Annotated in this window: 21 protein-coding genes; 5 read left to right on the top strand and 16 right to left on the bottom strand. The window is 62.6% G+C overall.

Annotated elements, in window-relative coordinates; translation table 11 throughout:
• Window positions 1-6: 6 nt before the first annotated feature.
• Genes PPGU16_RS31365 through PPGU16_RS31355 form a run of 3 tightly spaced genes read left to right on the top strand, consistent with a single transcriptional unit; the run spans window position 7 to window position 5089 of the window.
• Window positions 7-1539, top strand: a complete 1533-nt coding sequence (locus tag PPGU16_RS31365) for an efflux RND transporter periplasmic adaptor subunit (protein ID WP_180726613.1) — start codon at window positions 7-9, stop codon at window positions 1537-1539.
• The gene (locus PPGU16_RS31360) at window positions 1536-4745 is read left to right on the top strand and encodes an efflux RND transporter permease subunit (protein ID WP_180726612.1); all 3210 of its coding nucleotides are present in this window, start codon (window positions 1536-1538) and stop codon (window positions 4743-4745) included. The genes PPGU16_RS31365 and PPGU16_RS31360 overlap by 4 nt, the downstream gene beginning before the upstream one ends.
• Entirely contained in the window at window positions 4742-5089 is a 348-nt protein-coding gene (locus PPGU16_RS31355) for a copper-binding protein (RefSeq protein WP_180726611.1), read from the top strand. Before PPGU16_RS31360 ends, PPGU16_RS31355 begins: the two co-directional genes overlap by 4 nt.
• An 882-nt stretch (window positions 5090-5971) precedes the next feature.
• Here the strand turns inward: PPGU16_RS31355 and PPGU16_RS31350 are convergent.
• On the bottom strand, window positions 5972-6595 hold the full coding sequence (locus tag PPGU16_RS31350) for a VOC family protein (RefSeq protein ID WP_180726610.1): 624 nt from the start codon (window positions 6593-6595) through the stop codon (window positions 5972-5974).
• Window positions 6596-6705: 110 nt separating this feature from the next.
• Between PPGU16_RS31350 and PPGU16_RS31345 the strand changes: the two genes are divergently transcribed.
• Window positions 6706-7269, top strand: a complete 564-nt coding sequence (locus tag PPGU16_RS31345; protein WP_180726609.1) for a DUF4142 domain-containing protein — start codon at window positions 6706-6708, stop codon at window positions 7267-7269.
• Between the two features lie 67 nt (window positions 7270-7336).
• Here the strand turns inward: PPGU16_RS31345 and PPGU16_RS31340 are convergent, their stop codons facing one another.
• Window positions 7337-7555, bottom strand: coding sequence for a DUF2795 domain-containing protein (locus PPGU16_RS31340; protein ID WP_180726608.1), 219 nt, complete (start codon window positions 7553-7555; stop codon window positions 7337-7339).
• A 241-nt stretch (window positions 7556-7796) separates the two neighbouring features.
• On the opposite strand from PPGU16_RS31340, the gene PPGU16_RS31335 reads away from it, so the two are divergent.
• Complete coding sequence (locus PPGU16_RS31335) at window positions 7797-7967, top strand: hypothetical protein (RefSeq protein WP_180726607.1); 171 nt, start codon at window positions 7797-7799, stop codon at window positions 7965-7967.
• Between the two features lie 69 nt (window positions 7968-8036).
• Here PPGU16_RS31335 and PPGU16_RS31330 read toward each other — a convergent pair whose 3' ends face one another.
• The 14 genes from PPGU16_RS31330 to PPGU16_RS31265 all read right to left on the bottom strand — a co-directional run bounded on the left by PPGU16_RS31330 (window position 8037) and on the right by PPGU16_RS31265 (window position 23588).
• Window positions 8037-9260: a M24 family metallopeptidase gene (locus PPGU16_RS31330; RefSeq protein ID WP_180726606.1), complete on the bottom strand. Its 1224-nt coding sequence runs from the start codon at window positions 9258-9260 to the stop codon at window positions 8037-8039.
• A gap of 20 nt (window positions 9261-9280) precedes the next feature.
• A complete protein-coding gene (locus PPGU16_RS31325) occupies window positions 9281-10420 on the bottom strand; it encodes an FAD-binding oxidoreductase (RefSeq protein ID WP_180726605.1) in 1140 nt (379 codons plus the stop codon).
• A 14-nt stretch (window positions 10421-10434) separates the two neighbouring features.
• A complete protein-coding gene (locus tag PPGU16_RS31320; protein WP_180726604.1) occupies window positions 10435-11691 on the bottom strand; it encodes an aromatic ring-hydroxylating oxygenase subunit alpha in 1257 nt (418 codons plus the stop codon).
• Between the two features lie 118 nt (window positions 11692-11809).
• Window positions 11810-12736 carry a LysR substrate-binding domain-containing protein gene (locus tag PPGU16_RS31315; RefSeq protein WP_180726603.1) on the bottom strand — a complete coding sequence of 309 codons (927 nt, stop codon included), beginning with the start codon at window positions 12734-12736 and terminating at the stop codon, window positions 11810-11812.
• Window positions 12737-12743: 7 nt separating this feature from the next.
• A complete protein-coding gene (locus PPGU16_RS31310; protein WP_180726602.1) occupies window positions 12744-13892 on the bottom strand; it encodes a branched-chain amino acid ABC transporter substrate-binding protein in 1149 nt (382 codons plus the stop codon).
• Between the two features lie 44 nt (window positions 13893-13936).
• The gene (locus PPGU16_RS31305) at window positions 13937-14347 is read right to left on the bottom strand and encodes a cupin domain-containing protein (RefSeq protein WP_180726601.1); all 411 of its coding nucleotides are present in this window, start codon (window positions 14345-14347) and stop codon (window positions 13937-13939) included.
• A 45-nt stretch (window positions 14348-14392) separates the two neighbouring features.
• On the bottom strand, window positions 14393-15427 hold the full coding sequence (locus tag PPGU16_RS31300) for a GlxA family transcriptional regulator (RefSeq protein ID WP_180727122.1): 1035 nt from the start codon (window positions 15425-15427) through the stop codon (window positions 14393-14395).
• Between the two features lie 67 nt (window positions 15428-15494).
• Window positions 15495-16496 carry a LysR substrate-binding domain-containing protein gene (locus PPGU16_RS31295; protein WP_180726600.1) on the bottom strand — a complete coding sequence of 334 codons (1002 nt, stop codon included), beginning with the start codon at window positions 16494-16496 and terminating at the stop codon, window positions 15495-15497.
• Window positions 16497-16716: 220 nt separating this feature from the next.
• The gene (locus PPGU16_RS31290) at window positions 16717-17487 is read right to left on the bottom strand and encodes a pyrroline-5-carboxylate reductase (RefSeq protein ID WP_180726599.1); all 771 of its coding nucleotides are present in this window, start codon (window positions 17485-17487) and stop codon (window positions 16717-16719) included.
• 67 nt (window positions 17488-17554) lie between these two features.
• The gene (locus PPGU16_RS31285) at window positions 17555-19048 is read right to left on the bottom strand and encodes an aldehyde dehydrogenase (RefSeq protein ID WP_180726598.1); all 1494 of its coding nucleotides are present in this window, start codon (window positions 19046-19048) and stop codon (window positions 17555-17557) included.
• Between the two features lie 17 nt (window positions 19049-19065).
• Complete coding sequence (locus PPGU16_RS31280) at window positions 19066-20397, bottom strand: NAD(P)/FAD-dependent oxidoreductase (protein WP_180726597.1); 1332 nt, start codon at window positions 20395-20397, stop codon at window positions 19066-19068.
• Window positions 20398-20402: 5 nt separating this feature from the next.
• Window positions 20403-21290 carry a dihydrodipicolinate synthase family protein gene (locus tag PPGU16_RS31275; protein ID WP_180726596.1) on the bottom strand — a complete coding sequence of 296 codons (888 nt, stop codon included), beginning with the start codon at window positions 21288-21290 and terminating at the stop codon, window positions 20403-20405.
• Between the two features lie 37 nt (window positions 21291-21327).
• Window positions 21328-22623, bottom strand: coding sequence for a serine hydroxymethyltransferase (gene glyA / locus PPGU16_RS31270; RefSeq protein ID WP_180726595.1), 1296 nt, complete (start codon window positions 22621-22623; stop codon window positions 21328-21330).
• Window positions 22624-22712: 89 nt separating this feature from the next.
• Window positions 22713-23588 (bottom strand): glycine betaine ABC transporter substrate-binding protein, encoded by an 876-nt coding sequence (locus PPGU16_RS31265; RefSeq protein WP_180726594.1) that lies wholly within the window; start codon window positions 23586-23588, stop codon window positions 22713-22715.
• Window positions 23589-23599: the final 11 nt, after the last annotated feature.

Raw genomic sequence — 23599 nt, 5'->3', positions numbered from 1 at the left:
AACAACATGCACAAGAAACAACTGGCACGCGCGGCCCTGATGGTGTTCGCCGCGGTGGCCCTGCTCGCTGCAGGCTATGTTGCCGGCACGCGTCGTCCGGCGTCGGAGGGAGCGAGCGCTGTCGGCACCGCGACGTCCAGCGCCAACGTCGATCCGAAGACAGGTCGCAAGGTACTGTATTGGCACGACCCGATGGTCCCCGCCCAGCACTTCGACAAGCCGGGCAAGTCTCCCTTCATGGAGATGCAGCTGGAGCCCGTCTACGCGGACGAAGGAGGCGGCTCGACGGGCATCCACATCGACCCGGGCCTCCAGCAGAATCTGGGCATCCGCTACGCAACCGTTCGCCGCCAGCAGACGTCGGAAGGCTTCGATGCCGTCGGCACCACCCAGTTCGACGAGTCCCAGGCGGACGTCGTGCAGTCACGGGTCACGGGCTACATCGACCATTTGTACGCCAATGCGCCCATGCAGCGAATACGCAAGGGAGCGCCGATAGCGTCGCTGTTCGTACCCGACTGGCTCGCGCCACAGGAAGAATATCTGTCGCTCAGGCGCAGCGGCATGGACGTGGGCCTGCTGGAAGCGTCGCGCGCACGGATGCGTGCGCTGTCGATTCCAGACGGCGTGATCGCGGCCCTCGACCGGACTGGAAAGGTTCAGACACATGTCGTTCTGTCGTCGCCGGAAACGGGCGTCGTGAGCGAACTGAACGTGCGAGACGGGGCACAGGTTACGCCGGGCCAGACGCTGGCCAAGGTCGCCGGCCTCTCGAAGCTCTGGCTCATCGTCGAAATTCCCGAGTCGCTTGCGTTGAGCGTTCAACCCGGCATGCGCGTCGATGCGACGTTCTCCGGCGACCCGGCGCAACACTTCAACGGGCAGATCCGCGAAATCCTGCCGGGCATCAGCGCCAGTAGCCGCACGCTGCAGGCACGCCTCGAAATCGACAACACCGCGCTGAAGCTCACGCCCGGCATGTTGATGCGTGTGCGCGTCGATGGACAGAAGACCGTGTCGCGTCTGCTCGTCCCGTCCGAGGCAGTCATCACGACGGGCAAGCGCTCTGTCGTCATCGCGAGAAACAGGGGTGGCCGGCTGCAGCCCGTGACGGTGACGGTTGGCAACGACGTCGGCAGCGAAACCGAGGTGCTGAGCGGATTGAGCGACGGCGAGCAGGTCGTCGCCTCCGGCCAGTTCCTGATCGATTCGGAAGCCAGCCTGAAATCGGTCCTGCCACGGCTGGAAGGTGGCGCAGGCGCGAGTCCGGGCGTTGCAACGCCGGCATCGGCTTCAGCGGCGGCGCCACAAACGTACGAGACTACCGGCAAGGTCGAAAAGGTCACGCCGCAAGACATCACGTTCTCGCATCAGCCGATACCGGCCCTGAACTGGCCGGCAATGACGATGTCGTTCAGCAAGCCGGCGCCCACCGCGTTTCCGGATGTGAAGGCAGGCCAGACGGTGCATTTCGTCTTCAGCCAGTCCGGTGATGGCTACCAGTTGCAGAAGGTCGAACCCGCCGGAGGTGCCCAATGATTGCGCGCCTCATTCGCTGGTCCATTCACAACCGCTTCCTGGTTCTCCTCGCCACCGTGCTCGTGACGGCGTGGGGCATCTATTCGGTCACCCAGACCCCACTCGATGCACTGCCCGACCTGTCTGACACGCAGGTCATCATCAAGGCTTCGTACCCGGGCAAGGCGCCGCAGGTCATCGAGGACCAGGTGACCTATCCGCTCACCACGACGTTGCTCGGCGTGCCGGGCGCAAAAGCCATCCGCGCCTATTCGGCGTTCGGCGATGCGTTCGTCTACGTGCTGTTCGACGACAAGACCGACCCGTATTGGGCTCGCTCGCGCGTGCTCGAGTACCTGAACCAGGTGCAAAGTCGTCTGCCGCCTGGGGCGACCGTCTCGCTCGGCCCGGATGCGACGGGCGTGGGCTGGGTGTACGAGTACGCCCTCGTCGACCGGACCGCGCGGCATGACCTCGGGCAACTGCGTGCACTGAACGACTGGTTCCTGAAGTTCGAACTGAAGTCGGTGCCGGACGTGTCCGAAGCGGCGTCGATAGGCGGCATGGTGCGCCAGTACCAGGTGGTGCTCGACCCTGACAAGCTGCGCGCATACGGCATCACGCAGACGATGGTGGCCGACGCGCTGGGCAAGGCCAACCAGGAGTCAGGCGGCTCCGTCGTCGAACTCGCCGAGTCCGAATATGTGGTGCGTTCTTCCGGCTATCTGCATTCACCGGATGACTTTCGCCATGTCGTGCTGCGCACGAACGATGCCGGTACGCCCGTACTGCTCGGCGATGTGGCGCGCGTCCAGATTGGGCCCGAGACGCGCCGCGGTATCGCGGAACTGAACGGTCAGGGAGAGGTAGCGGGAGGCGTCATCGTCATGCGTTCGGGCAAGAACGCGCTGACGACCATCGAGGCGGTGAAAGCAAAGCTTGCTGACCTGAAGCGCTCGCTGCCGCCTGGCGTCGAGGTCGTCACGACCTACGACCGCTCGCAACTCATCGATCGCGCGGTGGACAACCTCAAGGACAAGCTCATCGAGGAGTTCATCGTCGTCGCGCTGGTTTGCGCGGTCTTCCTGTTTCATCTGCGCAGTGCGTTCGTCGCCATCCTGTCGCTGCCGCTCGGTGTGCTGGCGGCCTTCATCGTGATGCGCTATCAGGGCATCAATGCGAACCTGATGTCGCTCGGCGGCATTGCGATTGCCATCGGCGCGATGATCGACGCGGCCATCGTGATGATAGAGAACGCGCACAAGCATCTTGAGGCGTTCGAGCACGCGCATCCGGGCACGCCGATAACCGCCGCGCAACGCTGGGAACTGATTGCGACGTCTGCCGCCGAGGTCGGGCCCGCGCTGTTCTTCTCGCTGCTCATCATCACGCTGTCCTTTATTCCTGTGTTTTCGCTCGAAGGACAGGAAGGCAAGCTCGTCTCGCCGCTGGCATACACGAAGACGTACACGATTGCAGCCGCAGCAGGTTTGTCCGTGACGCTCGTGCCTGTGCTGATGGGCTATCTCATCCGGGGCCGCATTCCGCACGAAAACGCCAACCCTATCAACCGCGTACTGATTCGCCTGTACAGACCGCTGCTCGAAGCCACGCTTCGACACCCATGGCTTGCGATCGGCGTCGCCGTAATCGCACTGGCTGCGACCATCGTGCCGGTGTCGCGTCTTGGCGGAGAGTTCCTGCCGCCACTCGACGAAGGCGACCTGCTGTACATGCCGACGGCACTGCCGAGCATTTCGACCGAGAAAGCGAGTGAACTGCTGCAACAGACCGACCGGCTCATCAAGACCGTGCCGGAGGTGGCGACCGTGTTCGGCAAATCGGGACGTGCCGACACCGCCACTGACCCCGCGCCGGGTCTGGAGATGTTCGAGACGACGATCCAGTTCAAGCCCCGCAGCGAATGGCGACCCGGCATGACGCCGGAAAAGCTGGTCGATGAACTGGACCGGACGGTGAAGGTGCCGGGTCTGTCGAATGTGTGGGTTCCGCCTATCCGCAACCGGATCGACATGCTGTCGACGGGCATCAAGACGCCCGTCGGCGTCAAGATTTCGGGCCCGGACCTGACGCAAATCGACAGGATTGCATCACAGGTCGAAGCAGCGGTGAAGGATGTGCCGGGCGTCACCTCGGCGCTCGCCGAGCGGCTGAATGGCGGCCGTTACATCGACGTCGATATCGACCGGCTCGCGGCGGCACGCTATGGGCTTTCGGTGGCGGACGTGCAGTCGGTCGTCTCGTCGGCGGTGGGCGGTGAGAACGTCGGCGAGGTGATTGCTGGCCGCGAGCGCTACCCGATCAACATCCGCTATCCGCGCGAGGTCCGGGACTCGCTCGAGAAGTTGCGGCAACTGCCCGTCGTCACGGACCGGGGCGCGCAGATCCAGCTCGGCGATGTTGCGCATATCGCCATTGTCGACGGGCCGCCGTCGATTCGCAGTGAAAACGCGCGGCTTTCCGGTTTCGTCTACGTCGACATTCGCAATACGGACTTGCAGTCGGCCGTGAAGGCGATGCAGCGCGCCGTCGCGGAGAAGGTTGCGTTGCCGCCGGGGTACTCGATTGCGTGGTCAGGTCAGTTCGAGTACCTGGAGCGCGCGGCGGCGAAGTTGCGCACGGTGATTCCGGTGACGCTCGTCGTCATCTTCGTGCTGCTGTTCCTCACGTTCAACTCGGCGGCCGATGCGTTGCTGTTGATGTCGACGGTGCCGTTTGCGCTGGTGGGCGGCTTCTGGCTGATCTGGGTGCTGGGGCATGCGGTATCCGTCGCGACGTCGGTTGGCTTCATCGCGCTCGCGGGCGTCGCGGCCGAATTCGGTGTCGTGATGCTGCTGTACCTGAAAGGCGCGCTTAACCGCCGGCTCGAAGATGGCGAACCGTTCACCGAGGCTTTGCTACTCGATGCGATTCGCGAGGGTGCGGTGCTGCGTGTCCGGCCGAAGGCCATGACGGTCGCGGTGGTGCTTGCGGGTCTCATCCCGATCATGATCGGACATGGCGCCGGGTCGGAGGTGATGCAGCGCATTGCCGCGCCGATGGTGGGCGGCATGGTCACCGCGCCGCTTCTGTCGATGTTCGTTATTCCCGCGGCCTGGTATCTGTTGCAGCGCCGTCGCGCGAGACATGTGGGCCATGAGCGGTTCCTCGATGCAGTCCCTTCTGGCACGAACGTGCCTTCTACTGAAACTGGAGAAATCCGATGAAAAAACTGATTGTTGTTTCTGCTGCGCTTGCAGGTGTTTTTGCCGTTCCGGCGTTTGCTGGTGATGAGATGGCGGGCATGAATATGTCTGCGCCTTCGGGTTCGAAGATGTCGCCGAAGACGGCGCTCACCGATGCGGAGGTCAGGAAGGTGGACCCGGAGACTGGCATGGTGACGTTGAAGCACGGCGCGCTGGAAAATGTCGGCATGCCGCCGATGACCATGGCGTTCAAGGCGAAGGACGCTGCGATGGTCAAGCAGGTGCACGAGGGTGACAAGGTCAAGGTGCGGATCGAAAACGTTAATGGTGCGTTGACCATCGTCAAGATGGAGAAGGGGTCTTGAGGGGCGGTGTTTGCTGCGCAAGCGGTTTGGTTGTTCTGGGGTTTTGCGCTGGCATCCGCTTGATGTTATTGGTTCGCTAGCGTTGCCCCTGTGCGGGGCGGCACCTACTTTTCTTTGCCGCCGCAAAGAAAAGTAGGCAAAAGAAAGCGGCTCACACCGCCAGCACGTGTTCTTATCCACGGGCCCCCGACGTCCCCGTGCTTCACACAGTGGTGCCCCGGTGCTGCCCGTTGCCAACGCTTCAAATGAACGCCTCACCCACTTCGAATACCCATGCTTGGGCAAGCGGCACCGAATGGTGTGTGCCGCCCAGGTGGCAAACTGTGTGTAGGCTTTCGCACCATAGGCGCATCACTCCGGACTGGTAGCAAGGTTGGCGTTTCTGATAAGAGCACTACCCTGTGCGGTGCGACAACCTGCACACCGTTTGCCACCTGGGCGGCACATACCATTCGCTGCCGTCTGCCGTTGTACGGGTGCCTGAAGCGGGTGATGCCTTCACTCAAAGCGTTGGCAACGCACGCGAACAAGATTGCTACCGTGTAAAGCACGGGGACGTTGGGGGCCCGTGGACAAGAACACGGGCTAGCGGTGTGAGCCGCTTTCTTTTGCCTACTTTTCTTTGCGGCGGCAAAGAAAAGTAGGTGCCGCCCCGCACAGGGGCAACGCTTGAAGCACCAATAACAAAACGCGGATGCCAGCGCAAAGCCCCAAGAACACCACAACACGACTGCCAGCACAAAAACAGCCTGGAGCGCCGCACGCAATCCCCCGCGCCGATCAATCGCCGCAAGGATATAACTATGATAATCACAGTGCGATACGATACGACGAATGTCGCCGGACCCTCATAACGCGGGCGCTAAAGCCGCCAACTGCTTGCTAGCCAGCCTGCTCCCGAACCATGAATTCGGCGTACCAGTCGGCCCAGTTTTCATCATGCTGACCGGTCTTTTTTTCGTGTTCGCCGTGCGCGGCGGCAGCGCGACGCAGCGCGCCCGCAAGTTCCTTCGACGAACCGAAGGTCGTGTCGCCAGCCTCTACGCGGCCGGGTAGCCGTGTCGTCACTTCCTGGAAAACCCAGCCGTTCCCGTCGGGGTCGCTGAACGACGCGAACGAACCATAGGTAGCGCGCGATGGATGCGGGCCGCTCAAACGTCCTTCTTCACCAGCATGATGGAATACGCCGCCGACGTCGTGAAAGACCTCGCTCACCTCGACGCCCCGCTCCACAAGCTCCGCGTGCGCGGCCACCACGTCCGACACGATGAGATGCAGCCCCTGCACCGAGCCGGGTGCTTCCGTCGTGACACCTTTCCCGAACAGGACCGAACACTGCGAACCCGGAGGCGTGAAGTGCACGACCCGGAACTGATCGTCTTTCGCGAGATCGACGTCGAGTCTCCAACCCAACTGCGTGTAAAACTGCTTCGCGCGATCGACGTCCGCCACGGGAATGACGACGACTTCGAGTTTCATGTCGACCGTTCTCTGTTCATTGCTCATGTCCAGCTCCTCACGATTGACCACTCCACGGGGGCAAATGCAAACAAGCTCAGGCGGCACAGCGATTGCACCTCATGCGTGACATCCACGTGAATCCCGGGAGGATACGCATGAAGCATAGGCACACGAACCTTAAACATATCGCCATTGGCGCGATCGTGCTGACGAGCACCCTCGCCTTCGCGCCGCTCGCCGTCGCGCAGACGGAAGCCGCGTCGACGACTGCCGCCAATCCGTTGGCCCAGGCCGACAAGGACTTCGTGCAGGCGGCGTCGATGTCGTCATCGACGGAGATCGATGCGGCCAAACTCGCCACCGCCAATTCGGAAGACAAGGATGTGAAATCGTTCGCGCGTCACATGATGCTCGACCACACGAAGCTGTCCGTGCAGTTGAAAATGGCCGCCCCGCATGGCGTGACCATCCCCATGAACAATTCGGACACGACCGTGCTCGGCCCGCTGAGAGGGCTCAAGGGTAAGGCCTTCGACGAGGCGTATATATCGAAGGTCGGCGTGGAGGGCCACAAGCAGGCTGTCGCTGCGTTCGAAAAGGAGATTTCCGACGGACAGGATGCGAAGTTGAAGAAGGCCGCGCAAGACGCGCTGCCGACCATCAAGAAGCACTATCAGATGGCGCAGGACCTCGCCGTGAAGAAGGGCGTATCGCAATAACAAAGAAACGTACGGCGCGGTGAGTGAAAGCCGCGCCAGCTTCGTACTCCATGCTGCGAAAAAACGCTCACTCTTCGTTGCCTACCGCTTTGGAAACGGCGGCCGGACTTTCGTAATCCTCGTCCGGCAAGGCGGCGAGCGCCTCCATCACGTCCTCGTCGGCGTCGTTTTCCTTCGCGGTTTTCAGCAGCACCTCTTTGCGCGCCGGATAGGACTCGCCCTTCAGCGCCTTCTGTACATCGATGAACTTGCGGCCAGGCTCGTGCTTCGGGTTCGACGTCGACATGATTCGCTCCATTGGGACATGTGGCATCCCTCACCGTGCATGCGGCGTTCCAGCCTTTTCGACCCGGGAATGCCGCTTGCCGCTGCGAGGGTTGGCACGACCTGCCGCGCGGACGGTGCGGCGCCACTTCGGCGGCGACGCGGCAATGTGAAGTCGACTCGCTGCGGAGAAACGCGGCGCGGGAATACCACTTGCGCACCGTCACCTATAGCCGAACTCGCCAAACTCAATGGAGCCCGACATGCAACCCGATGACACACCCCTCAAACCCGGCGACGAAGGGCCACCCGACGCCCCTGGCGTCGGCGAAGACACCTGTAGCGCCTGCCACGGCACAGGGAGCGTAGAAGGACAACGCTGCAGCGTTTGCAACGGGACGGGCAAGGTGCTGCAGGGAATCGGCGGCGGCTAGCGCGGCGGGAAGACAGCGGGCGCTGCGCGCATTGAGTCAAACTGAGTCAAACTGACGCGAAGCGCAGCCTCACAGCCAGCCCGTTTCGAACCCGCATGACGTGAGCGGCTCGCAACCGTGCTCCGTGAGCAAGACCTGCTGTTCGAGCTTCACGCCCTCGCTGCCGCGATCCGCGCCGATATAACTCTCGACACAGAGCGTCATGCCCGCTTCGAACTGGCCGTCGTACCCACTGCTTGCCCAATCGACCTGATGCGCAATGGACGGATATTCATCCACCATGCCGATACCATGCGCAATGCAGCTATACCGGTTCTTCAGATACGCATCGGGGATCCTCCATGCTTTCTCCGAGAACTCACGGAATGTCATCCCCGCACGCAGCAAACCCATGTTGAAATGAACCTGCGCATACGCCGTTTCATAGAGCTTGCGCTGCTCGTCGGTCGGTCGGGTATGCCCGACCGTCCACGTCCGGGAGATATCCGCACAGTAGCCATTCGGCCCGACCATGTCGGTGTCGAATGCCAGCAATTCGCCAGGCCGCAGAACGCGCGCCGAGCATTCCTGCATCCACGGATTGGTCCGGTCCCCCGAAGACAGAAGGCGCGTTTCGATCCACTCGCCGCCGTGGCGGATATTTTCGTAGTGAAGATGCGCCCATAGATCCTGCTCGGTGATGCCCGGCCGAAGCTCGCGATGCATGCGCTCGATGCCCTTCTCGCACGCACGGATCGATTCGCGCATGAGCACGCACTCATCCGGCGACTTGATGCTCCGCGCCAGTTCCATCATCGCTTGCCCGTCCAGCAGCGTCATGCCGGTTTCGGCAAGGCATGCCGCACCGAATGGATCGAGCCGGTCGACCGCAAGACGCATTTCGTTCGGCGCATGCCTGCTCAACACGTCGACGATTTCCGCACTCCATGTCTTCGCGCGGCGTTCAGCGTCGTGCCCCGCGTTGAAGAACGTCCAGCTGATCGCAGGACGCAACTCGACGTTCAGGCTCAGCCCTTTCCACACATGCTCGCAGCTATGAAACTCCCAACCGGTGACGCGGCCATCGGCGAATACCATCACATACCGCGACGGGTTGCGTCCCGTCCATATCTGCATGTTCGACGTATCCGTCGCATAGCGGATATTTACCGGGTCATAGAGCAGTATCGCGGGACAGTTGGCCTTTTTTAACTGCGCTTGCACGCGCGCCAGGCGGTATGCCCTGACATCGGACAGCGTGTTATCCGTTCCCGTCGAATCGACGAGAACGTCGATGGGTTCGCATTCAGCCATGCGCTCGCTCCAGACGAATGTCAAAGCTCCAGCACCAGATCGGACGTCGGACGGCTGCAGCACAGGAGCCTGAAGCCTTTGACGACTTCCCTGTCACGAATTCCGCCGTTGTGTTGCATCTCGACCGAACCTTCAAGCAGCTTCGTCTTGCAGGTTCCGCATACGCCCTGGCTGCACGACGATGGAATCGCCACGCCAGCCTTTTTCGCGGCGGCGAGGACCGTTTCCGTCGCAGCCATCGTGAACGACCTCGCCGAGCGCGACAGCTTGACGGTGTACGTTTCCTGGCTCACGGCGCGCTCCGACGAACACAGCGCCGGCGCTTGCACAGCAACATCAGACGCGATGTCGAAACTTTCCTGATGGTAGCGAGCCGGGTCGTGACCGCCTTCGCGAAGCATCTCCCTCACCGCGCCCATATAGCCTGCCGGGCCGCACGTGAACACCTCGCGCTCGGTGTAATCGGGAAGCCACTTCGCAAGCAGCGCGAGACTGAGCCTGCCTGTCGGCGCCGTCCAGTCGAGTTCATCGCCCACACCTTCACAAACGAAGAACAGTCGAAGACGCGGCGACAGCTTCGCGAGCCTGCGCAGTTCGTCGCGAAACACGATATCGGCGGGCGTTCTCGCGCTGTGCACGAATGCGATATCGCGGTCGAGGCCAAGATCGATACTGGCGCGCGTCATCGACATCAACGGCGTCACGCCCGAGCCCGCGGACAGATACAGCGACTTCGCCACGCGAGTGCCCGTCGGCGTAAAGGTGCCGGAAGGCCCGTACGCCTGCAACGTGTTTCCCGGCTTCATGTTGTCGTGAAGCCAGTTCGACATGACACCGCCCGGCACCCGCTTGACCGTGATGGACAGCAGCCACGGACGCGTCGGCGGCGACGAGATCGTGTAGCAGCGCTCGACGGCTTGCCCTTTCACATCCGCCGACACCGTCAGGAATTGCCCCGGCTCGAAGCGCACCGGCAAGCCATCGCCTGCACGGAACTCGAAGCTCTTCACATCATGCGTTTCGTCCACCACGCGGCAGCACGTCAGCACCTGCCGCTCGTTGCCCGGCCAGAGCCTGCCGCCGGACTCCCACGTATTCGCATCAGTGAACCGGTCCGCTGCATCGGGCGCCGGGTCGAATACCCTTTCGACAGAATTCATGACGGTGACCTCGCTCAGATGCCGTGCGCGCTCAAACGCGCTGCATACCAGCGCGAGAACTGGTCGACGTAGGTTTCGGTGAACGGCGAGAACATGCCCGGCGTGTAGGCCGGGTCCTGCGTGCCTTCGTGTGTGATTTCGACGAGGTGCTTGTCCTGCGTATTGGTTGCGATCCAGACTTCGGTCAGGTCCGATACCTTGTAATCGACGCCTTCCACCGCATCGGCATGGACGAGCCATTTCGACCGCACCAGCGTCCTGTCCGGCGCCAGCGGAATGATGTAGCTGATCACGGCATGGTCGCTCATCACATGCGTCCATGAGTTGTGCGTCCAGAGGTGCATATCGCCGAGATCGCGGCGCTGCAGATTGCCCAGCAGCCGGGTGCTCGCCACTTTCGTGTTGAGCGTTTGCGATTCGCCGTTGCCCGCAATGACCAGTTGCTGCGTTCTGAACTGGGTGACGGCGTCCTCGTCGAGCCGCTCGAAAGCGGCGCTGATGAATCCGTCGCGTTCCCAGCTTGCCTGACACGCCGCATTGCGCGCCTTATATTCGTCCAGCGCGCGCAGTGACTCTTCGTTCAGATTGTCCGGGCAAAAGCCGAAGTCTTCAGGAAGAAATGAAGCCGTCAGTTCGGGATGCGTGGCCGCGCAGTGATAACACTCGCGGTTGTTTTCCATCACGAGTTTCCAGTTGCCTTCTTCGATGATCTCCTGCTCGAAAGCGATCTTCGTATTCCGCAGGTCAAACGGAGCGAAACGCGGCACCATCGTTTCTTCGAGTATCGCGATATCTTCGGGCGGCTCCGAGGCGAGGCACACGAAAATATGCGTGCCGACAATCTTCGTATGCACCGGGATCAGGCTGCGGCAGGTGGCATCGAAATCCTTGCCCATGTGCGAGGCGTGGCGCAGGCTGCCGTCGAGGTCGTAGGTCCATTGATGGTAAGGACAGACCAGCATGCCGACCGTCGACTTCCCCGCCTCCTTCAGACGCGCGCCCCGATGCCGGCAGACGTTGCGGTAGGTGCGGACGTTTTCATCGTCGTCCCGCACGATCATGATCGACGCCTTGCCGATATCGACGACGGACACATCGCCCGGTTCGGGAACATCCGCCGTCACGCCGACGAGAATCCAGTGCTTGTGAAAGAAGACTTCGATGTCCGTCTCGAACACGTCCTGACGCCCGAACAGCTCGCCGGGCATGCCGTGACCGGCCTGACGGCTGCGGATCAATTCGCCATGAGTTTTGAATGACACTTCGGACATCGTCTTCTCCAACGTTCAGGGGATGTGGGAACGTCCAGTGTTCCCGCGATGAACCCAGTATTGGATTGACGAAAAAGAGCGTCAATGCGCTTTATTTTCGGTCTGGCATTACTTTGGATTATGCGAGCGAATCCTGCCGCAGCCAGTCGATCAGGCTGTCGGTGGCAGCCGTGATGGTGCGCCCGTGCGGCACCACGATGAAGTACGCGTCGTCCGGCTTGAGCGACGCGACGGGCAGCCTTACCAGCTCGCCGGATTCGACGAGATCGTGGACGAGCCTTCCCCAGCCGAGCGCGATGCCCTCGCCATAGCGCGCGGCCTGGATCGCGTCCGTGTACAGGCTGCAGCGCAGCGCGAAGTTCAGGCGCAGCGGCCGCAGGCCGACGGCATTGAACCACGCTTCCCATCCCATCCAGCCTTCCGACGTCGAGTCCGACTCGATCAGCGCCGCGTTCGCGACGTCCTGCAGCGATTGCGGCATGCCGCGCGACGCCACCCACTTCGGCGAGCACACGGGAAAGACTTCCTCGTCGAACAGCAAGGTTGCCGTGCCGTCGCTCCATCGGCCGTTACCGAAGCGCACCGCGACATCGATCTCCTTGTGCCGCAGGTCTGCCGTGAACATCTGGGTGGACAGACGAAGCTGAAGATTCGGCTGCGCTTTCTTCAGCGAAGCGAGACGCGGCAATAGCCGAAAATGCGAGAAGGCGGACGTCGCCGCCAGCACCAGTTCCTGCTGCACCGGGCCGCTGGAAAGCCGGTCGAACACGCCGGCTATTTTCTGCATCGACCCGGCGACCACGAGGTACAGCGCCTCGCCTTCGTCGGTCAGCTCGATCGAACGATGCAGGCGGTGAAAGAGCCGCACGCCGAGCGTGTCTTCGAGGAATTTGACCTGCCGGCTGACGGCCGCCTGCGTGACGCCGAGTTCGTTCGCCGCGACCGTGAAACTGCTCAGGCGCGCGACCGATTCGAACTCGACGAGGGCCGTCATCGACGGAATGAGGCGCCGGTATCCTTTGGTCCCTGCATTAGCCGGTTTCATCCTGAACTCATTCCGCGCTGATCGTCGTCACAGGCACCCATTTTCCGTTCTTCACCTGATACAGCGTCGACGTTGGATGCTTCAGGTCGCCGTAGGCATCGAACTCGATCTTTCCGGTGATCCCCTCGTACTGTGTCGTGCGCAGTGTGGGCATGAACACCTCGGGCTTTGCGGAGTTCGCCTGTTTCATTGCGTTGATCGCCACCCATGCGCAGTCATAGGCGAATGGCGCATAAGTCAGCGTGTCCGCGCCGAAGCGCTTCTTGAACTTTTCCGCGAACGCCTTGCCTTGCGGCAGCGACTCGACTGGCCGGCCGTACTCCCACGCCATCGCGCCTTCGGCCGCGCTGCCCGCGACACTGATGAAGATGCTGTCGGCAATACCGCCGCTGCCGACGAACTGCGCGCGCATGCCAAGCTGTCTCATGCGCTTGGTCAGCAACGCGGCCTGATTGTCGAGTCCGGCGAAGTACAGCAGATCGGCATTGGCCGCCTTGATGCTCGTGAGTTGCGCATTGAATTCGACGGCCTTCTCTTGCGTGTATTCCGACGCGACGATCTGGCCGCCCGCCGCCGCGACGGCCTTCTTGAATTCGTCTGCGGCGCCCTGGCCGAATGCCGTGCGGTCGTCCATCACGGCGATCCGTTGCGCTTTGGTGACGGTGACGGCGTACTTGCCGGCATTGCCGGAGTTCTGCGCATCGGTGGCGATGATGCGGAACACGTTCTTCAGGCCCTGACGCGTGATCGCGGGATTGGTCGCGGCGGGGTCGATCAGTGGAATGCCTGCCTTGGCGAAGATCGGCGATGCGGGCAATGCGACACCCGAGTTGTAATAACCGACCACGGCCACCACGCCGTCGTCGACCAGTTTCTGTGCTACCTGTACACCGACGCGCGGGTCGCCCTGGTCATCCACGGAGGCCATCTCGAAGCGCACGTCCTGTCCGCCCAGTTTGATGTGCTGCGCGTTGGCTTCTTCGATGGCAAGCCGCACACCGTTTTCGATGTCCTTCCCGTTCGCCGCTCCGACGCCCGTCAACGGCGCCGACACGCCTATCTTGACGACCTGCTGTGCAACGGATGGATGACTTGCGAGCGTCATCGCGATCGCAGTCAGCGAGGCGAGAAGAACTCTTCGTGAAGTATTGACCATCGGTTCACCTCCGATTGCGGCACATGAGGCGCAATGCTTCCTGCTCAGCCTTGCGCGCGAGAAACGATCGTCGAGCCGATATGCGCGACCACCAGCACCGTGCAGCCCCCTTCCGACGACGTGCTATGCCGCGAACCCGCCGCGTAGCACACGGTCTGACCGGGAAGGAAATCGGTGCCGTCGTCGTCCGTGAACACGCCGTCGAGAATCATGATCAGCTCGGTCGAATCGTGCTGATGCTCGAACGAGCGCGCGCCTGGCTCCAGACGCATCCAGTAGCTGGTCCACGCGCCGCGTTCGTCTTCGGCAACGGGAATCCAGAAGAAGCCGGGCAGCACCGAGTCGCCGATCTTCATCGCGCGCCAGTCGCGCTCGTCGATCGAATACCAGCGGCGCGCATCCTTCACGTTCAGGCCGAAGAGAACCATTTCGTCACGCAGTTGGGCGGTCGTCATGTAGAGTGGTTCCTGTTGCCGGGTTGTATGCGCTCACCGCACCTGTCAGCTTGCGGCCAGTGCAGGTGAGTGGCTTTGCGGCCTCGCCACGCGATACGCGTTTGGCGATTCGCCGAATTCCTTTCTGAATTCACGGCCGAGATGCGAAGCGTCGGAAAAGCCACACGACGCGGCGATATCGGCAACCGTGCGGTCCGAACTGGTCAGCAGCCACGACGCCATGCGTATGCGGATCTGCCGTCCATACGCATGCGGCGACTTGCCCGTTTCGGCCGCGAACAGCCGCTCCAGTTGCCTCACCGACATATCCAGCCGTCGGGCCAGTTCCGCGAGACTCAACGGCTGCCCGATATGCTGCTCCATCAGCAGGATCGCGCGCCGCACCTTCGGATGCGTTGCCGGTTCGAGTCCCGGCGGATGCGGCTGCGGCGCGTTGCCCTTCTGCGCATCGTCGACCAGCATGATGCGCAGCGCCTTCTGGACGATCGTCGCCTCGACATGACGCAGCAGGATCGCGGCGGCGACATCGATCGATGCGCGTCCGCCCGAACAGGTAATGCGCCGCCCGTCGATCACGAACAGCCGGTCCGCGACCAGCATTCGCTCGTCGACACCCGGAAAGCGTTCGACGAAATCCCAGTAATGGAACCAGCTCACGCAGATGCGGTAGCCATCCATCACGTCGGCTCGCATCAGCGCGAACGCGCCCGTGCAGATGCCGACCAGCGTCGCGGATGTCCTGGCGGCGTCCTGGATGAACTGCAGCGTGGCCTTGCTGGCGGACGGCCCCGAATGCAACAGGCCGCCGACGACCACTACGTAATCGAAGACGCCTGCTTCATCGAAGGTAGTCCACGGCGCGACCTGGATGCCGCAACTCGCCCTGACGGGCACGAGCGATTCCCCGACGATAGTCCACGAGCAGCGCACGGGCCGGCTCATGTCGCCTTCGTCGCTGGCCAGACGGAGCAGGTCGACGAAGCCCGAGAATGCCGTCAACGTGAAGTTCGGCAGCAGCACGATGCCAAAGCGCAAGGGCCGGGACGTTCTGCTTTCGGAGTGAAGCGTGTCGCTCAACATGGCACTGCCTGCGTCGACGTACTGTGAATCGTGGCCGCTCACGCGGCCTGAACGGATATCGGTCAAGCTACTTCGCCGCTTCGGTTTCGACGCCTCGCCATTCGCGCATCATCGCGCCGACTTCTTCGCCGAGCCATTCGCGGAACTGCACGTATTCGGGCCGCAGCTTCGCATTCTTGTGCGTGATCACATAGTGATGACGGTCGTGGAATTCGAGCGCATCCTGCACGGGCCGTAACAGCTGGCCCTGTTCGACCTGACGATGCACGAGATGATGCCAGCCGAGCAACGTGCCTTCACCTGCCTCGGCCTGCGCAACCAGCAGCCGGTAGTCGTTGCTTTCCAGATGTTCGTTGTCGACCAGCCGGTCCGAACCGTCGCCTTGCTGGAACCAGTTGCGCCACACGCGCCAGTCGACGTGCTCGCAAACCTGGGCGCGTCCCAGCAGCGACAGATTCAACGTGGGATGCGACAGCAGATCCAGCGGCTTCAACGATCTGCCGTGAAAATGCCGCTCATGAAACGACGGGCTGCACACGGGATACACCACGTCATGAAAGAGCGGCTCGATTTCATACTCCGGCTCGCGCGGCGGATTCTTCGTGATGATGACGTCGGGCTCCATGAGGTCGTCGAGTTCCATGAAATGCTCGGTGACCATCACGTGCAAACGGATCTCCGGAAAGCGCTTGCGAAACGACGGCAGCCTGAACGACAGCCACAGCGCCGAGAAAGTGTGCGAGACGCACACCGTCAGCGCATGCCGGTCGGTGCGGCGCACGGCTTCGGCCGCTTCGGCGATGTTCATGATCGACAGATACGACGCGTTGTACAGAATGCGCCCGGCATCCGTCAGCGCAATGTGCCTGCCCGTCCGCTCGAACAGCGCCACTTCCAGCGAGTCCTCCAGTTCCTTGATCTGCCGGCTGATGGCGGCCTGGGTGACGCACAGCACTTCGGCGGCCTGCGTGAAGCTCTCGTATCGGGCAGCCGTGACGAAGCATCTCAGCGCCCGCAGAGAAGGCATCTGCGCGAGCAGCCGGTCAGCGAACAACTGTTTCTTTTGCATGGCTTTCACCTGTGAAGCGGACCCGCGATGCGGCGACCGCGCGTCGAGCAGACAGCTCCCGCGAGAAAATAGTGTGCGATTCTTCCTGACAACTGGCAATGGCGGCCAACCCGGGTGCATCGCCGCATGTGCCGCGCCCCGGCCGCCTGGCGCGCATCCGGCGGCTGCATCTGATGATTATCCGCTGCTGCGGCGCTCGCGAGCGGTTCGGCTTTTGTCGCTACGCCCGGCCCCTGATACGGCGCAGCACGCCGTCGAGCGCTTCGCTGTAGCAAGCGTATGCCCCACGGCGGGAAAGCTCGGTGTGCACCTGTTCGTTGATGCCGCCCGGTGTCATGCAATGCATGGCCATTGCTGAAAACGGCTGGGCCGTGCGGGTCGTGTCGTGGGCAAGTCCTACACAGTAGCCGGACAAAAATGCACGCGCGTCGGCGTAGTCGATGCCCTGTTTCGCGAGCCACGACGCCTGGGTTTCGAGCACCGCGTAGAAGCTCGCCATCGTCGCCGTGACGGCCGACAAGGCGTCGAACCTGTCTTCGCTGTCGACTTCCACTGCTTCACCGAGCGCCGCGAAGATTGCTTTGGCGACTTCGTCGGCGGGGCAGATCGCGGTACTGCCCTTGCCCTCTGCGACGGCTGGCAGCGGCACGGCACGCGCAAGCTTGCCGTTCGTGCGGACAAGGCTGCGCAACTGATCGAGAGAAATACCCGCCATGAAACTGATGACGTGGTGACGCGAACCGAATTCGAGTTCGCCGAGCACTTCGGCCGCGATTTGCGGCACGACAGCCAGGCAAACGACATCCGAGTCATCCAGCACTTGTTGGTTGCTCGCGCAGACGTGGATACGCCCGTCGAGCGCGGCAAGCTCCGCCGCCGTCTGCGCATTGCGCGGCGACAGCGATATCCGCTCGAACGGCACGCCGAATCTGAGCATGCCCTTCACGACCGCTTGTGTGATCGTGCCCGTTCCGATGAATCCAGCTCGCATGTGGCCTCGCGTGAATGTGATGCATGCCCAGCCGGCATGGCTGGGCTGTCAGTGGTTTCGACCCGGCTTAGTCGAGCTTCAGCCAGGTGGTCTTCAACTCGCAGTACTGGTCGTGCGCATAGACGGATTTGTCGCGGCCGCCAAAGCCCGATTGCTTGAACCCGCCGAACGGCGTCGACAGGTCGCCTTCGCCGAAGCAGTTCACCGTCACCGTGCCCGCGCGAATCCGCGCCGCGATCTTGTGCGCATGGTTCACGTTGTCGGTCCACAGCGAGGCGGCGAGGCCGTAGCAGGTGTCGTTGGCAATCTGCACGGCTTCGTCGATATCCGCATATTCGATGAAACACACGACCGGGCCGAACACTTCTTCGCGCGCGATGCTCATGTCCGGCGTCACGTTGTCGAAGATCGTCGGCTCGACGAACCAGCCGCCCGAGTCGGCGCGCGTGGCCTTGCCGCCGCACACGACGCGCGCGCCCTCCGCCTTCGCCTTTTCGATGTGAGCGAGCACCTTTTCGAAATGCTTCTGCTCGATCAGCGAACCGAGCTTGACGTCGGGGTCGAGCGGATCGCCCGTCTTCCATCCTTCCAGAACCGCCTGTACTTTTTCCAGCAGGCTCGCCTTCAGCGACGCTGGAACCAGAATGCGCGAGCCCGCGCTGCAGTTCTCGCCCATGTTCCAGAACGCGGCGGCGACGGCCTGCTCGGCGACGGCATCGAGATTCGCGACATCGGGCAACACGACCTGCGGGTTCTTGCCGCCGCATTCGAGCACGACGCGCTTCAGGTTCGTGTCAGCCGAGTAATGCAGAAACCGCTTGCCGGTTTCCGTCGAGCCCGTGAACGCCACCAGATCGACGTCCGCATGACGGCCCAACGCCTGACCCGCGCTTTCGCCCAGGCCCGTCACGACGCTCAACACGCCTGCGGGCACGCCCGCTTCCAGCGCGAGATCGGCGATGCGCAGCGTGGACAGCGAGGTCTGCTCGGCAGGCTTCACGATCACGCTGTTGCCGACCGACAGCGCCGGGCCGATTTTCCATGCGAGCATGAGGGCCGGAAAATTCCACGGCAGCACCGCGCCCACGACACCGATCGGTTCGCGCGTAATCATGCTGACGACGCTCGCGCCCGACGGCGACAGCGCGTCGTATCGCTTGTCGGTGACTTCGGCATGCCAGCGGATGCACGCCGCCGACTCGGGAATGTCCAGTCCCAGGCATTCGCTGATCGGCTTGCCGGCTTCCAGCGCTTCGAGCAGCGCGAGTTCCTGGGCGTTGTCGTCGATCAGTTGCGCGAGTCGCAGCAGCACTGCCTTGCGCTGGGCGGGCGCGGCTTTCGACCACACGCCGGACTCGAATGCATCCCGCGCCGCCGCGACCGCGCGGTCGATATCCTTCACATCGCACTTCGCGATGTCGGCCAGCACTTTACCCGTAGAAGGATTGAGCGTCGCAAACGTCTCGTTCGATGCCGCGTTTGTGCGCTGTCCCGCGATAAAGGCTCTGCCGTCGAGCGACAAGCCTTCCGCTTTCTGCTTCCATTCCTGATACGTCGTCATGTCCTGTCCTCACAGATTTAAAGCTCGGCACCCGCCGAAAATTCCTTGACCCAGATGGCCGCCGATACCGCGACGTCCGCAATGGGACGCACGGGCAGCGAACGCGGATGCGGCTGGTTCAGAAGCTGACGGACGAGATCGCTGGACTGGCCGAGCGCGTATTCGGCGATCAGCTTGCCTGACGCCGACCCTCGGCTTAAGCCCAGGCCATTGCATCCGACCGCTTCGAACACGCCGTCGGCCCGGCGCCCGAACAACGCGCCGTTGTTCGCCGACAGGCACAGCGGACCGCCCCACGTGTATTCGAGTTCGACGTCCTTCAACATCGGAAAGCGCCGGTCGAACGACCGTTGATGCAGGCTCTTCGCTTTCGCCAGATCGGCCGGCGATACTTCCAGATTCGGCCGGAAAGCAAAGTGATTGCGAACGCAGATGCGGTCCGTGATCAGACGGCGCACCGTCGAGCCCATCGGGTCGGCGGGAATCAGCGCCCATGAGCGCGTGCCGCCTAGCCGCTGAACTTCTTCCGGCTTCATGACACGCGTCATCGACGCGAACGTGTACACAGGCAGCAGGCCGTTCGGATGTCCGCCGAACGTCGCCGCATAGGCGTTGGTGCAGAGAATCACGCGCTTCGCGACGATCTTGCCGCCCGCGAAGGTCAACACCTTCGAAAGCCCCTGGTCCTCGATCCGCGTCACCGCGCTGAGTTCGAAAACCTGCACGTTGCCGGGCAGGCTCGCAGCGAGACCGCGCATCAGCGCCGCGGGCTGCACCGTGCTGCAGCCGGGCGTGAAGAGCGCACCCTCGTAGAAGTCGGTGCCCGTCACCTTCGCAATGGCGGCTGCGTCGAGCCATTCGAACGATTCCTCGATACGTTCGAGGCCCTCGGCAAAATGCGCCAGCGCCCCATGCCCCTTCCGGTTCACCGACGCATGAAATTTCCCATCGTCGCGCCAGTCGCACTCGATGCCGTGCTGCTTCACGACCGAGCGCACATAGTCGATGCCGTGACGCTGAAAGCGGACGTCTGCCTTGTCCGCCTCCACGCTGCGCGAATAGCTCTCGCTGCTGATGTCGTGCGGCAGATCGACGAAGAAGCCGGAATTGCGCCCGGCCGTCGTGCGCCCGATACGATCCGCCTCGACCAGCGCAATCGACGCATCGGGCGCCAGTTCGGCCAGGCGCCGGGCCGCGCACAGGCCCGTAATGCCGCCGCCGACCACGACCCAGTCGTAGCGGCGCTCAGACGACACCGCGACGGCAGGCGCAGGCGGCGGCAGGCTTTCCCACCATCCGTTCACGCCGTCCGGGGCGGGAAACCGCGCGAATTCCAGTTTCGAGGTCATGCACGTTACTGAGCGTTGGACAACATCGGGCGTACGAGCTTCGCAAAGCCGCTGCGTTCGTTTTCATCGAGCGTGCCGAGCGGCGCGCGTGCGACGCCGACGGGCATGCCGGCCAGCTCGCAGCCGTATCGGACGTATTGAATGAACTTGCCGCTGCGTTCCAGTAGTTCGAGCACGGGCAGCAACTGCGCCATCAGCTTGCGGCCGGTTGTGAAGTCGCCTTGCTTCACGCACGCATCGAACAGCGCCGTGTGTGCTTCCGGCAGGAAGTTGGACGCGCCGCCCACCCAGCTCTTTGCGCCCCATACGAAGAACTCCAGCGCCTGGTCGTCCATCCCGCAGCTCAGCACCAGCCGATCCTTGAAGTGCGTGGCGAGATGATGCAGATGCGAAATATCGCCCGTGCTTTCCTTCATCGCGATGAAGTTGGGACGTTCGAGCAGTTTCGACAGCACGCCGTCGCTGATGTCCGTGCCCGTGCGCGCCGGAAAGTTGTACAGCATGACGGGCATGTCGAGACTGTCGTCCACCTTCAGCAGGTGGGTCAGCAGTTCGTCCTGGGTCGGCTGCGCGTAGTACGGCGCGGCGAGCAGGAGTGCATTCAGGCCCGCACGCTTCGCTTCCTGGCCTAGACGGATCACTTCTTTCGTCGTTGTCGCGTTGATGCCGGCCGTCAGATACGTCTTGCCGCCCGCCGCTTCGGCAACGGTGTGAAACGTCTCCACGCGTTCGTCGAAACTCAACGCGTAGTATTCGCCCGTCGTTCCGCCGACGCCGAGGCCGGCGACACGGCCGGCGAGATTCGCGGCGTGCTTGCCGAGCAACGTGTGATCGATTTCGCCATCCGCCTTGAACGGGGTGACGAGCGGTGTGTGTACGCCCTCGAAGCTCATTTCGATTCTCTCTTGAGTAGTGGATCAGCGAATCGCTTTACACAAGCGCTTCGGCATGCGAGTAAATGGGGAACTGGCTGCACAGATCGCGCACGCGACTGCGGACAGCGCGCTCGACCTGCTCGTCGCCCGCAGGTTCGTGTTCCAGCGCGGACAACACTTCCAGAATCATCTGGCCGATCTGTTCGAATTGCGCGGTGCCAAAACCACGCGTCGTGCCTGCCGGTGTGCCGAGGCGAATGCCCGACGTGACAGTCGGGTTCTGCGTGTCGAACGGAATGCCGTTCTTGTTGCAGGTGATGCCGGCGCGCTCCAGCGCCTTCTCCGCCTGCGTACCCGTCAGACCCTTCGAGCGCAGATCGACGAGCAGCAAATGGTTGTCGGTGCCGTCCGTCACGAGGCTCAGCCCGCCCGACTTGAGCACATCGCCGAGCGCCTGGGCGTTGCGCAGCACCTGGTCGATATAGGCGGTGAACTCCGGCCGGAGCGCTTCGCCGAACGCGACCGCCTTGCCCGCAATGACATGCATCAGCGGCCCGCCCTGCAAGCCGGGGAAGACGGCCGAGTTGATCTTCTTCGCGATGTCGCCGTTGTTGGTGAGAATGAAGCCCCCACGCGGACCGCGCAGCGTCTTGTGCGTCGTCGATGTCACGACATCGGCGAATCGCACCGGGTTCTCGTGCCGCCCCGCTGCGACGATGCCCGCGATGTGCGCCATGTCGACCATCAGCAGCGCGCCCACGCTATCGGCGATGTCGCGGAATGCGGCGAAGTCCAGCGCACGCGGATACGCCGAGTAGCCCGCGATGATCAGCTTCGGCCGATGCTCTTCAGCCAGCCTGCGCACCTGCTCGTAGTCGATGCGATACGTTTGCGGATTCACGCCGTACTGAACCGCGTTGAACCACTTGCCCGACAGCGCGGGACGCGCGCCGTGCGTCAGGTGGCCGCCCGCATCGAGCGACATGCCCATCACCGTGTCGCCCGGCTTGACGAGCGCGAGCATCACCGCGCCATTTGCCTGCGCGCCCGAATGCGGCTGCACATTGGCGTACTCGGATTCGAACAGCGCCTTCACGCGGTCGATGGCGAGCGCCTCGACGCGGTCCACATGCTCGCAGCCGCCGTAGTAACGCTTCGACGGATAGCCTTCCGCGTATTTGTTGGTCAGCACGGTGCCTTGCGCTTCCATCACCGCTGCCGAGACGATGTTCTCGGAAGCGATCAGTTCGATCTGCGTCTGCTGGCGGCGCAATTCCAGCGCAATCTCCGATGCGATGACAGGGTCGCGGCTCTGGAGCGGTTCTGCAAAAAAGCGCGAGTTCTCGTTCACGTGGTTACTCCGGGAAAGATCGTGAAGCATGTAGTGCAAGACGGCGACAACGGTCGATGCGATGCGGGTGCTGTTCGGCTGATTGCGGCTTATTGCTGCAACCAGGCCTTCAGCTTTTCCGGATGGGCATCGACGAATTTCTTTGCGGCCGTCGCGTAGTCGTTCGTGCTGTTGCCTTCGAATTCGATCGCCTCGACGTCGGCGAGCGTCAGCTTGAAGTGCTTGAAGAACACATCAGCACGCGGGAATTTCGTTGCGAACTGCTTCGATGCAAACCCATGCACCTGCTCCTCGCCGCCCAACGTGCCTTTCGGGTCCTTCAGGTAGCGCATCTGCCACTTCTGGAACAGCCAGTGCGGGCTCCAGACCGTGGCGACGACCCATTGCTTCGACTGATAGGCGCGCGACACGCCCGCGAGCATGCCTGCCTCGCTCGACGATTGCAGGTTGTAGCCATTCAGGTCGTACGCCTTGAGCGCCTTTTCCGATGCCTGCATCAGACCGCCGCCGGGCTCGATACCTTGAATGGTGCCGTTCAGCTTGCTCTTCACTTCCGGCTTTTCCAGGTCGGAGATCGTTGCAAGCTGCGACTCGGGAATGTAGGCCGGCACCGCCCAGCCGTTCTTGCCGCCCGTATAGATCACGCCGACGTCTTCCATGTCGTTCTTGTACTTCGCGTAGTAGGCACCATGCGTGACGGGCAACCAGCCGCCAACCATGATGTCGAGATCGCCGCGCGCAACGCCCTGATACTGGATGCCGATATCCGCCTGCACGAACTGGACGGGCTGCTTGAGACTGGTCTCGAGCGCGTACTTGGCCACGTTGGCGACAGCGAGCACGTCTGCCCAGTTGGTCACGGCCATCTTGATCGGCTCGGCTGCCACAGCGTGGCCAGCGCTCACTGCGACGACCGTCGACACAGTCAGCTTCGCAACCAGCGATTTGAACAGATTGATCTTCATACAGTACTCCT

The sequence above is a fragment of the Paraburkholderia largidicola genome, assembly GCF_013426895.1.
In the GTDB taxonomy this organism is placed as follows: Bacteria; Pseudomonadota; Gammaproteobacteria; order Burkholderiales; family Burkholderiaceae; genus Paraburkholderia; species Paraburkholderia largidicola.
The sequence above is the reverse complement of the archived record's forward strand: the minus strand, read 5'-3'. Positions and strand labels throughout refer to the sequence as shown.

Coding starts and splice junctions, on each gene's coding strand:
- PPGU16_RS31330 (WP_180726606.1), bottom strand. CDS start 9,260: ATGGCTGAATGCGAACCCATCGACGTTCTCGTCGATTCGACGGGAACG.
- PPGU16_RS31310 (WP_180726602.1), bottom strand. CDS start 13,892: ATGGTCAATACTTCACGAAGAGTTCTTCTCGCCTCGCTGACTGCGATC.
- PPGU16_RS31300 (WP_180727122.1), bottom strand. CDS start 15,427: ATGTTGAGCGACACGCTTCACTCCGAAAGCAGAACGTCCCGGCCCTTG.
- PPGU16_RS31325 (WP_180726605.1), bottom strand. CDS start 10,420: ATGAATTCTGTCGAAAGGGTATTCGACCCGGCGCCCGATGCAGCGGAC.
- PPGU16_RS31345 (WP_180726609.1), top strand. CDS start 6,706: ATGAAGCATAGGCACACGAACCTTAAACATATCGCCATTGGCGCGATC.
- PPGU16_RS31360 (WP_180726612.1), top strand. CDS start 1,536: ATGATTGCGCGCCTCATTCGCTGGTCCATTCACAACCGCTTCCTGGTT.
- PPGU16_RS31285 (WP_180726598.1), bottom strand. CDS start 19,048: ATGACGACGTATCAGGAATGGAAGCAGAAAGCGGAAGGCTTGTCGCTC.
- PPGU16_RS31315 (WP_180726603.1), bottom strand. CDS start 12,736: ATGAAACCGGCTAATGCAGGGACCAAAGGATACCGGCGCCTCATTCCG.
- PPGU16_RS31275 (WP_180726596.1), bottom strand. CDS start 21,290: ATGAGCTTCGAGGGCGTACACACACCGCTCGTCACCCCGTTCAAGGCG.
- PPGU16_RS31320 (WP_180726604.1), bottom strand. CDS start 11,691: ATGTCCGAAGTGTCATTCAAAACTCATGGCGAATTGATCCGCAGCCGT.
- PPGU16_RS31335 (WP_180726607.1), top strand. CDS start 7,797: ATGCAACCCGATGACACACCCCTCAAACCCGGCGACGAAGGGCCACCC.
- PPGU16_RS31350 (WP_180726610.1), bottom strand. CDS start 6,595: ATGAGCAATGAACAGAGAACGGTCGACATGAAACTCGAAGTCGTCGTC.
- PPGU16_RS31280 (WP_180726597.1), bottom strand. CDS start 20,397: ATGACCTCGAAACTGGAATTCGCGCGGTTTCCCGCCCCGGACGGCGTG.
- PPGU16_RS31265 (WP_180726594.1), bottom strand. CDS start 23,588: ATGAAGATCAATCTGTTCAAATCGCTGGTTGCGAAGCTGACTGTGTCG.
- PPGU16_RS31295 (WP_180726600.1), bottom strand. CDS start 16,496: ATGCAAAAGAAACAGTTGTTCGCTGACCGGCTGCTCGCGCAGATGCCT.
- PPGU16_RS31305 (WP_180726601.1), bottom strand. CDS start 14,347: ATGACGACCGCCCAACTGCGTGACGAAATGGTTCTCTTCGGCCTGAAC.
- PPGU16_RS31365 (WP_180726613.1), top strand. CDS start 7: ATGCACAAGAAACAACTGGCACGCGCGGCCCTGATGGTGTTCGCCGCG.
- PPGU16_RS31340 (WP_180726608.1), bottom strand. CDS start 7,555: ATGTCGACGTCGAACCCGAAGCACGAGCCTGGCCGCAAGTTCATCGAT.
- PPGU16_RS31290 (WP_180726599.1), bottom strand. CDS start 17,487: ATGCGAGCTGGATTCATCGGAACGGGCACGATCACACAAGCGGTCGTG.
- PPGU16_RS31355 (WP_180726611.1), top strand. CDS start 4,742: ATGAAAAAACTGATTGTTGTTTCTGCTGCGCTTGCAGGTGTTTTTGCC.